This is a genomic window from Pseudomonas sp. NBRC 111138 (genome assembly GCF_001320835.1).
Taxonomy (GTDB): domain Bacteria; phylum Pseudomonadota; class Gammaproteobacteria; order Pseudomonadales; family Pseudomonadaceae; genus Aquipseudomonas; species Aquipseudomonas paracarnis.
Genome location: NZ_BCBO01000067.1, coordinates 1 through 9,487, shown reverse-complemented (window position 1 = coordinate 9,487; position 9,487 = coordinate 1). Strand labels below are relative to the sequence as shown.

General features: G+C 59.4%; 8 protein-coding genes. 4 read left to right on the top strand and 4 right to left on the bottom strand.

The window, feature by feature from the left end; all coding sequences use genetic code 11:
- The coding region (locus tag APH41_RS12285) for an HlyD family secretion protein (RefSeq protein ID WP_156359046.1) at positions 1-456 on the top strand (456 nt) is incomplete at its 5' end.
- A gap of 183 nt (positions 457-639) precedes the next feature.
- Here APH41_RS12285 and APH41_RS12280 read toward each other — a convergent pair.
- Complete coding sequence (locus tag APH41_RS12280) at positions 640-1,041, bottom strand: hypothetical protein (RefSeq protein WP_034126358.1); 402 nt, start codon at positions 1,039-1,041, stop codon at positions 640-642.
- Positions 1,034-2,221 carry an MFS transporter gene (locus APH41_RS12275; RefSeq protein ID WP_054919262.1) on the bottom strand — a complete coding sequence of 396 codons (1,188 nt, stop codon included), beginning with the start codon at positions 2,219-2,221 and terminating at the stop codon, positions 1,034-1,036. Before APH41_RS12275 ends, APH41_RS12280 begins: the two co-directional genes overlap by 8 nt.
- Before the next feature lie 111 nt (positions 2,222-2,332).
- Between APH41_RS12275 and APH41_RS12270 the strand changes: the two genes are divergently transcribed.
- Entirely contained in the window at positions 2,333-3,190 is an 858-nt protein-coding gene (locus APH41_RS12270) for a LysR family transcriptional regulator (RefSeq protein ID WP_054919259.1), read from the top strand.
- Here APH41_RS12270 and APH41_RS12265 read toward each other — a convergent pair.
- Together APH41_RS12265 and APH41_RS12260 are read right to left on the bottom strand one after the other, a co-directional pair.
- The gene (locus APH41_RS12265; RefSeq protein ID WP_054919257.1) at positions 3,187-3,999 is read right to left on the bottom strand and encodes an SDR family oxidoreductase; all 813 of its coding nucleotides are present in this window, start codon (positions 3,997-3,999) and stop codon (positions 3,187-3,189) included. The two genes, APH41_RS12270 and APH41_RS12265, sit on opposite strands and share 4 nt — an antisense overlap.
- A 14-nt stretch (positions 4,000-4,013) precedes the next feature.
- A complete protein-coding gene (locus APH41_RS12260) occupies positions 4,014-4,478 on the bottom strand; it encodes a hypothetical protein (RefSeq protein WP_034126362.1) in 465 nt (154 codons plus the stop codon).
- Positions 4,479-4,851: 373 nt separating this feature from the next.
- Between APH41_RS12260 and APH41_RS12255 the strand changes: the two genes are divergently transcribed.
- Complete coding sequence (locus APH41_RS12255; RefSeq protein WP_156359045.1) at positions 4,852-8,832, top strand: Tc toxin subunit A; 3,981 nt, start codon at positions 4,852-4,854, stop codon at positions 8,830-8,832.
- A 36-nt stretch (positions 8,833-8,868) separates the two neighbouring features.
- On the top strand, positions 8,869-9,487 hold a 619-nt coding region (locus APH41_RS12250), incomplete at its 3' end, for a neuraminidase-like domain-containing protein (protein WP_256220301.1).

Sequence of the window (9,487 nt, the reverse complement as noted above, 5' to 3'; positions counted from 1 at the left end):
CACGCCCTGGCGCAACTGGAGGCCGCCGAACTCAACTTGAAACGCACGCGAGTGCTGGCGGCGGTGGACGGTTATGTCACCAACCTCAACGTGCACCGTGGCGACTATGCGCGTATCGGCGAAGCGAAGATGGCTGTGGTGGATATGAATTCGTTCTGGGTGTATGGCTTCTTCGAAGAAACCAAACTGCCCCACGTGAAGGTGGGCGACAAAGCCGATATGCAATTGATGAGCGGCGAGACCTTGAAGGGCCATGTGGAAAGCATCTCGCGCGGCATCTACGATCGCGACAACCCCGAGAGCCGTGAACTGATCGCCGATGTGAACCCGACCTTCAACTGGGTGCGCTTGGCCCAGCGTGTGCCGGTGCGGATTCACATTGATGAAGTGCCGGAGGGCGTGTTGTTGGCGGCCGGGATTACCTGCACCGTGATCGTCAACCCAACACAAAACTAAAAAATGTGGGAGGGGCAAGCCCTAATGCCAGTCAGTCAAGGCTTTTGTAGGAGCGAGCTTGCTCGCGAAAAACTCATAGGCGCCGCGTTCATTCAGGAAGCACGCGTTATCGTTGAGGTTTTTCGCGAGCAAGCTCGCTCCTACAGTGGGCGATGTAAGCCCCCTCATACATCTAGACCCGCGTCAGGCTTTGATAAAGGTCTCATGCAAGTGCCGCCACAGCAGCGCGCCACTGGCCTGTTTCTCGAACACCACCGTGGCGCGGCGGTCGGTCTGGGTGCCACTGTCGTCAATCTGATGCTCGCGATACGTGACCGTCGCGCCGCGTGCATGGCGGTCAATCCCGGTCATTTCGCTCAAGGTGATTTTCAACCCCGGACGCATCCCGCCCAGGCGCGTGAACAAGGCATTGACCCCGGCCGTGTTGACCCGCGTACCGGTGGCGGGCGCCACCATGCTGAACTCGGGTGAGAAGCGCGCCAGCAGATTTTCCAGCGTGCCCTCAGGCGCAACGCCGGCAAACCATTGTTCGATCTCGACGTGGGTCTGGATCACTTCTTCAAAAAAATCGCTGTAGTCAATCATGTTTGGGCTCGCTGCAAGGGTGAAGCAGCGCGCGTACCCTGGAAGCATCCAGGCGCAACACTGCGAAAAGCGGCAACAGGGTCAGAGCTGCCGCCATCGTGAAGGTAATCGCGAAGGAATCCAAGGCCGACAGTACGGCACTGAGCACGGCGGCACCCACGCAGAAACTCACTTGCCGGTTCATGTTCCACAACGCGCTGGCGTGGCCCATGCGCTCGGCGGGAATATCCAGAAAGGCCAGGGTTTGTGCGGTGCTGCTGCACAAGCTGCCGCCCAGGCCCATCAAGACGTAGGCCGCAATAATCAGCGTCGGCTCGTTGAGCAGCAGGATACCGCCGCATTGCAGCGCCATGCCGGCCAGTAACAAGGGTTTGGGGCCGCAGCGATTGAAGAGTCGCTTGCTCAGGTAGATCGCCACGGCCGAGGCCAGTGCCCACGGCAGCATGAGCGCGCCGGTCTGGGTGGCGTCATACTCCAGGCCACGCACGTAGAGGATGGCGATCAGGCTGGTGCCGATAAATACCCCCGGAATACACAGGTAAACCAGCATTGCCACGCGCAGCATCGGGCTGGCGGCTTGTTTGAACACTCTGCCCAGGTCCAGGGGCGGGCGCTCGGTTAAAGGCACATCGGGTTTTATCCACAGCAGCGCCAGCAGCAGCGTCACTAGTGCCAGAGGCAGGTTGGCGTAGAAAATCCAACGCCAGGACAGGCTGTCGACAATCACCCCACCCAACGCCGGGGACAGCGCTGGCACCAGCAACGCCACCGACATCACCCGCGCTGTCAATTGGCTGCGCTCGGCCGCGGGAAAGTGTCGGTAAGCCATGGCTTGCCCCACCGGAATCAGTAAGCCGCCGCCGAGCCCCTGCAAGGCGCGCCAAGCTATCAACGCTTCGATGGAACCAGCCTGGCCGACCATCACCGAGGCGCCGGCAAACAGCAGCAGGCTGGTAGCGATCAGGGTGCGCTCGCCCATGAGCGCCGCCAACCACACACTCAAGGGAATGATCACTGTCAGCCCGAGCATGTAGGCATTGCTGATCCACGCCAACTGGGTGACCGAGGCGTGCAGTTCGCGGGCGATATCCGGGTAGGCGACGGTGGCGACAAACACGTTCACCAGGTCCAGGGCAAAGCCCAACAAAAAGATCCAGGCGACTTTCGAGCGGTAGGTCATGAACGCGTTCCTGCGAGTGGAGCCGGCAGGGTAGGCCGCACGCAGGGTTTGGGATACGTCGGTTTGCCTGCTAGTTTGTCAAAAATATTTTGACAAAGGAGGGCGTTCACCATGGTCAGCCTGGACCGTTTTGACACTTTCAAGGCCGTGGTCGAGGCCGGCTCGCTCACCGCTGCCGCGGACCTGCTGGGCCAGACTCGCGCCGTGGTCAGCTTCAACCTCAAGCGCCTGGAGGCGGAACTCGGCGTCACCCTGCTGACCCGCAACACCCGCCAACTGGCACTGACCGACGCGGGTGAGCGCTTCTACCTGCGCTGCACGCGCATGCTTGAAGAGGCCCGCCTGGCGGTAGAAGAAGCCCGCAGTGAACATGCCCAGCTCAAAGGCACCCTGCGCATCACCACCACTGTCGAATATGCCCTGGCCGTAGTTGCTCCGGCGGTAGAAGCCTTTCGACGCCTGCACCCGGACCTGAATATCCACTTATCCACATCCTCCACCCACGCCGATCTGATCTCCGAGCGTTTTGACGTGGCGATTCGGCTGGGGCGCTTGCTGGACTCCAATCACCGCGCCGTGCAGTTGTCCACATTCGACGTGTTCGCCGTCGCGGCGCCGCAGTTTGCCGCAGTTCAAACCCTGGCTGAGTTGGAGCAGTTGCCCAGGCTGGGCCACGGCCGCTTGAGCGAACTGAGCGTCACCGACCCGGCAGGTCTCGAACACCCTTATCGAGCCGGCCCGTCAGCCTTGGTGGCCGACAGCGCGGCGGTCCTCCAGGCATTTGCGGTGCGCGGCCACGGTGTGGCGGTTTTACCGCAATGGTTGGTGCAGGGGGATGTCGACGCGGGACGCTTGGTGCGCCTATTGGCGGACCACCGCTTTGCCCCGCAAGGGGTTTACGCGATGTATCCGGACACGCGGCATTTGCCGCTGAAGGTGCGGGCGTTTATTGATTTCATGAAACCTTAGAGCCTACCGCCCAAGCCAAAGCGCTTCTTCAGCACCTTCTCCAGCAACCCCTTGGGCAACAGCGCCGCCATCAACGGTAACGCGCGGCTGCCGTTGCCCGAACGCAACAGGCGCGGCGGTTGCGCTTGCTGCACCGCCTTGAGCACGTCTGCAGCAAACTCACTGGCCGGGGTTGGCTTGTCCTGGGACGCTTGGCTGCGTGCACGAATGCCCTCGCGCAATGGCCACCATGGCGACTGTTCCTGGATCAGTAACTCGGCCTGGGCGCCGGCATTCTTCGCAAAGCTTGTATTGATCGCACCAGGCTGCACTTCCATCACCCGCACGCCAAACGGTGCCAGCTCCATGCGCAGGGCGTCGCTCAGCGCATGCACGGCGGCTTTGGATGCGCAGTAGGCGCCGGCGAACGGCGTCACCAATACGCCGGAAACACTGCCGATATTCACCACCAGGCCCTTGCTGCGACGCAAGGCAGGGAACAGCGCCTGGGTCACGCCGACGATGGAAAACACATTGGTTTCGAATTGGCGTTGCATCGCCTCGGTACCGCCGGCGAGCAACGGGCCCATGGCGCCGTAGCCGGCGTTGTTGACCAGTACATCCAGCTCGCTCAATTGCTCGGCCAGGAGTTGTAAAGCGGCGCTGTCATTGACGTCCAACTGCACAGCATTGAAGCCTGCGGCCGCGAGGGCGGCGACGTCATCGGGTCGGCGGGCGCTGGCCCATACCTCGAAGCCTGCGGCTTTGAACGCGTCGGCGAGGGCGCGGCCGATGCCGCTGGAGCAACCGGTGATCAGTACGTTGGGCATGGGTCCATCCTTTGTCAGTCCGAGAAACTGCCTTGCAGGTGCTCGGCGCGAAATTCCAGGGTTTGTGGGCGATAGCCGGGGCGCAGCGGCGGGGTGGGCAGGCAGTCATCCCAGGTGGCGCCCGCCTGCAACTCGCCGGGGCCGCGATAGCGTGGGGCGGCGTAGACATTGTCGGCCAGGTTGACCGTATCGCCCGGTGCGTAGGCGGCCACGCGCCAGCGCAGTTCGGTGAGCGGTACATCGTTGCCGTTGTTGAGGGTCAGTTTGAGCGGTCGGTCGGCGGGGCAGTCTTGCGGCGCGTAGGTGATGCGCAACTCAAGACGCGCCAGTTGTGACGCTTCGCGATTGTCCAGCCATACCACCCAAACCGCGACAAACCCCAGGCCGACGGCAGCGGCCAACGATACCGGCAGCGCCTTGGCCGGGTAGCGCAGCAGCAGGATCAGCCAGGTGATGATCAGGAGAACGCCGAAAAACATGGAGACCACCTCGAATAGGGAACGAGCATCCTAACTTAAGCGTAGGCGGGATTGGTTAGCTTGAGCATTGTGCTGGCCGGGCGCACGCCATCGCAGGCAAGCCAGCTCCCACAGGTTGACCCTATTCCAAGGACGTACCCGGTCAAACTGTGGGAGTGGGCTCGCCCGCGATGACTGACTTACTGAGCACAAGCATCGGCCTGCAAGCCATCAATGCAAGCTTCTACCAAAGCCAAGCCAGTTTCCGCCAACTGCAGACTCGTCCAATTCAGGTAGCTCTGGTGTTCGGCCGTCCCCAGGTACCGTTCGTCGCTACTGTCAGAGTTCACAGGTTCTTTATTTTTTAGAACCACTCAGTTTGTTGGACATAGCGGTGTATCTCTACCTGAGGGAATGCGTGGGCATGGACAACGACTCGAGAACTGACCGTCTGCTTCTTACGTTGGTCAACGAGCCCGAACGGCAAGTGGGCCTGGAAAAAGTCAGCTTCATCACCGCGATGCAGCAATTGGGCATGGCGTCGGTGTTCGACATCATCGCCCAACCCAAGCCCCACTTCGTCCAACGCCTGGGTGAGATCTGCGAGGCGGATGGCGAGGTGGCCTATGACAATGCCATGTGCTATGCGGTGCAGATCGGTCGGCTGTACCGTGAACACCAGGTATCCAACGGCAGAACCCAGTACCAGGGCCAGCAGACCGGTGTGCGTGCGCTGGTCGATGTCGGGCCGAGTTTCCCGAACCTGTTCAAGGAAAACTGGGATGAGTTCTGCAAAGTGGGCGCGATGGCGGCGGTCGATTCGCCGGTGGCCTACCTCAGCGCTCAATATCGTTTCGCTACGCGCACCCTGGAAGGCTCCGGCCAGGGTGATCGGCCCAAGATTCTGTTGAGGACTCGGCGGCCCGATCTGGAGGGGTTGATCATTGACCAGCAAAGCACCTTTACCCCCAGACCGATGCTGGAGTTAGTCAATGAGATACTTATGGCCGACATCGCCCGGTACCGGACAGGAAAGCCGGATGCCAACAAGCCGATTTACGACGTACTGGCCGAGCGGCGCTATCCGTTCATGTTTCCGTATTACTACCCTCACCACCAATGCCGATTGGGGCTGGCCGAAAAGAAGCTTGAGTTGGGGGAGTTGAACTATCGCATCAGCTTGCAGTTGCCCATCAGCCAAAGGGGCTTGAACGATTATGGCGTGGTGCAGAACACTGCAGCGCAAGCGCAACTGTTGATGTCGGGGTTAAGCCAACAGCAACAGCAACTGTTGATCGAACCTTCATTGTTCACCACGTTTTATCTATCGAAGGCTCAGCTGACGCAGACCTGGGCAGGGCCGGGGACTTCCCATCTGAGCCCGCATTCGGCCATCAGGATTGCTTTACTGATATCCCCACAGTCAAGCCTGAAGTCTGTTGTGCCTCAGGCAGAAACCTTAGTCAACCAATGGAGTTTGACGAGCACGGCAACGATTGAATTCTCGGGGCCTGACGATGCTAAACGAGAGGGTCTTTTCTGGATTAATTCTGGGACGCCGTTATATGCGAACGCGGCTAATATATGGACGCCTAATTATCTTCACCCCGCGAATACCTCAACAATCTGCACAGTTATCCGCTGGGGGGGAGAAGAACCGTTTCCGATCGAACCGGGCTATCGAGCCTCATTTACTGTCACCACCACCACGGGCACTACCACTAGGCCAGTTTCACTGGCGGTACTCAGCTTCACCATTGTCCTGGATGAGTACGTGACATGGACGGCCGAGCAGCAGGAGTTTTTTCAGCGCAGTTACGGTCTCCAAGGTATTGGCCACCTTGACAACCCACTGGTGCAGCTCGAGACGTTCATGCAACGTTCGGAGCTGGATGCCGAGCAGGTCGAGGCGCTTTTATCCCAGCGTCAGCATTTCCCCCGCGTGTCTCCCAATTGCCCCAGCGGCAACCCACAATGGACGGGGGGCGCGGGAGTCGGCAAGGCATACCCGCACGCCTCTCACTATGGCGCGTGTTATGTCAACGGCCATGGCAGTGAGCGTTATGACAGTGTTGTGCCTGCTACCGTTGTCTCGACGCGTGCGGACCAGTTCGACAATTCCATGGGCCTCAAGGAAACCACGCTCGGTAGCCGCACGGTCTGGTACCTGACTAAAACGTCCCCTCAACGGTTTGACCGCTTGCAACGCATGATTCGTCTGCAGCGCTGGCTGAAGAAAGACCTGGGTATGGACATGTCCTATGCCGAACTGGACACGCTGCTCATCTGCGCCATCCGCAGCGAGGGTGAACACAACCTGACCATGGACCTGAACACCAATACCCTGCGGGTCCTAGGTGTTTATCGTTATTTCAGCCGACGTTATGGCATCAAACCCGAAGAATTTGCGGCGTTCCTCCACGATCTCACGCCTTACGCCACGGGTGACAAGGTGCCGCTGTTTGACCAAGTCTTTAACCCTGCTGCGCTGTTCGATACGCCGTTGGAACTCAATAGAGCCGCCTTTAATATCAGTGGGACAGACGCTGCGAACAAAAAAATCGTCGCACAACTCTGTGCCGCGCTCGGCCTTGAGCCTACAGAGTCATCGCTTTCTCGCTTGGCCAACCAAACGAAGGATTTTGTTGGGCCGTTACTCCGCGACCTTGGCACCCTGTCCTCGCTCTACCGTCAGGCGCGTATTCCGCAAATGTTTGGCTTGTCGCCGGAGGAAGGCTGGGGCCTGGTGGATATGCTGGGGGGGCTGGAGTACCAGCGATTACTCTGTACCGGGCGCCTGCTACAACCCTCATTGTCGTCCCTCAGGCCATGGTCGTTGACTGCGCAGGGCGCCAGCGATATGAGCATCAGGCTGGTGCTGGTGGTTGATGCCGCGCATGAAGGTACCTTATTGCGTCTGCTGCCAGGTTCAGCCTTGTTTGTGCTGGCGGGGACCGACTTTGCATCAGCAGCTGGCACGCGGGTGTTTACCCTGGAACGGCAGCCCCAGCATTCAGACGAAGAAAACTTCGTGAGCAATCCTGACGGCAGCGCGCTTACGCTTGAACCGTTGAGCGCTGGTGGGACGTTGTCGCTCAGCGGCAAGCGCCTTTCAAGGACAGCTTGGGAGGTAATAACCAGCCAACCGTCTTCAATTCACCACGTGCAAGTAAAGTGCGGCACGCTGCCTAAAAGACATCTACCGACCGTAGAGGCTTGGGAGGAGGATGCGATGGCGCCCGCGCCTGACGTTCTCGATGTGTTGATGCAGATGGATTGGGCCGTGAATTGGCTCAAGGACAGCAAGCAAAGTGTTACCGGGGTACGGCGCGCGTTGGGCCTGGAGCCTGGAGATTACCTGCCCCCCCAAGGCTTGGTGGACCGCTTGGGCATATTGGCCGCCGCGACGCGAGAGGTATTGATTACCGACGAGCAGATATCGGCGCTGAATCTGCCTGTTTATGAACGGCCCAAGTCCGCTGCCGCACGAGAGCCCATCAAATGGCGCGAAGTGCTGCAGTATTTGCTGGACCCGCAGGGACTGGTGAGGCCTGTTCCGCTCACAGGTCTCGAAGACCCCCATCATTACTTGCAAGAAGCGATTAACTATCGAGTGGGGCAGTTGAACCTCTTCCCCGATGAGCGTGAGCAGAGCGTGGCGAAGCTTGCCGGCTTGTTGCTGGCCGGCCATGACCACCAACTGCGGCTGATCGAAGGTTTGGCACAAGAAATGATCAACCTGCCGATGGACCGCACCCAAGTTGTACTGCGTTGGGCACAAACCTCGGTACACGCCCTGTTGTCAGCGGTGTTGGGGCTGGCTACTGCAGCCGCCACTGACTCATTGATCAATCAACTCGAGCGTGTATTGCGTCATGGGACAGTGGTGATGGACCTGCGGTTGAGCACCAGTGCCTTGCGTGTGTTTTTGCTTAATCCGCAATGGCTGGGAGTTCCGGGTAGAAATCTGGAGTTGAACCTCAAGAGCTTCTACCTGCTGAGCCGCTACAGTCAGTGGTTTCATGGCCAAAGCCAGGCGGAGGAGGCATTGCTGGGTTATTTCATCGCGGCCAACCCCGGAAAAACAGCGCTCAAAAACAAAACATTGCGCGCTGCAGTCAGCGACCAGGCCGCTTCCGTTTTGGCCAGGCTGTTGGGGTGGCGGCAGGACTACGTGCATGAGCTTTTCCAACTGCTGGCGCAAAAGCGCGCCTGCTCCATGGCCGACATCGACTGGATCCTGCGCAGCCAAGCCACCTGTGCCGCCAGCGGGCTGGCTGCGGCGGACTTGCTCAGGGCCACAGCCCTGCACGGCGACAGTACGGGTGTGGCCTGGCAAGCGGTAGGCAATGCGGTCATGGCTGCCCGGCGCTGAGCGCCTGCGCACTTTTACGATGAATAAGGAGCGAGCATGTCCAGCTCAATCGATAGCCAGCTCAACGAAACCCTGCGCGATGCCCTGGTGGCCTACTATCTGGATGAGGTGGTACCGAACGCAGCGGAGTTTGTCGACGCCCAGTTGAGCGACAAAATCAAGACCGCCAACGACCTCTACCAATACAAGCTGCTGGATGTGCAGGTCAGCCAGGCCGTGCCCACCAGCCCGGTGGCCTCGGCCATCGCCAGTATTCAGCAGTACATCAATGCCGCGCTGATGGGCATGGAGCCGGGCTATGAAACCAAAGTGATGGAAGATCACCTGATCAGGCAGTGGCGCGAGATCGACTGCCAATACCCCATCTGGGCGGCCAACCAGCAGTTGAGCTATTACCCGGAACTGTATATCGACCCCTCGTTGCGCCTGACCAAATCCAAGTATTTCCAGCAACTGGAAAACGACCTCAATCAGAACAAGATCGAGATCGACACCACTCAGGAAGCGGTGCTGTCTTATCTGGCGAGCTTTGAGGAAGTGGCCAACCTGACGATTATCAATGGTTACATCAATACCACCGATTTCAAGAATGGCATGTATTACTTTATCGGCAAGTCCCGGGCCGAGAGTGTGTACTACTGGCGCTCGGTGGATA

Bases quoted from the DNA above. Each gene is read 5' to 3' on its own strand.
- APH41_RS12280 (WP_034126358.1), bottom strand. From the start codon at position 1,041: ATGATTGACTACAGCGATTTTTTTGAAGAAGTGATCCAGACCCACGTC.
- APH41_RS12275 (WP_054919262.1), bottom strand. From the start codon at position 2,221: ATGACCTACCGCTCGAAAGTCGCCTGGATCTTTTTGTTGGGCTTTGCC.
- APH41_RS12270 (WP_054919259.1), top strand. From the start codon at position 2,333: ATGGTCAGCCTGGACCGTTTTGACACTTTCAAGGCCGTGGTCGAGGCC.
- APH41_RS12265 (WP_054919257.1), bottom strand. From the start codon at position 3,999: ATGCCCAACGTACTGATCACCGGTTGCTCCAGCGGCATCGGCCGCGCC.
- APH41_RS12260 (WP_034126362.1), bottom strand. From the start codon at position 4,478: ATGTTTTTCGGCGTTCTCCTGATCATCACCTGGCTGATCCTGCTGCTG.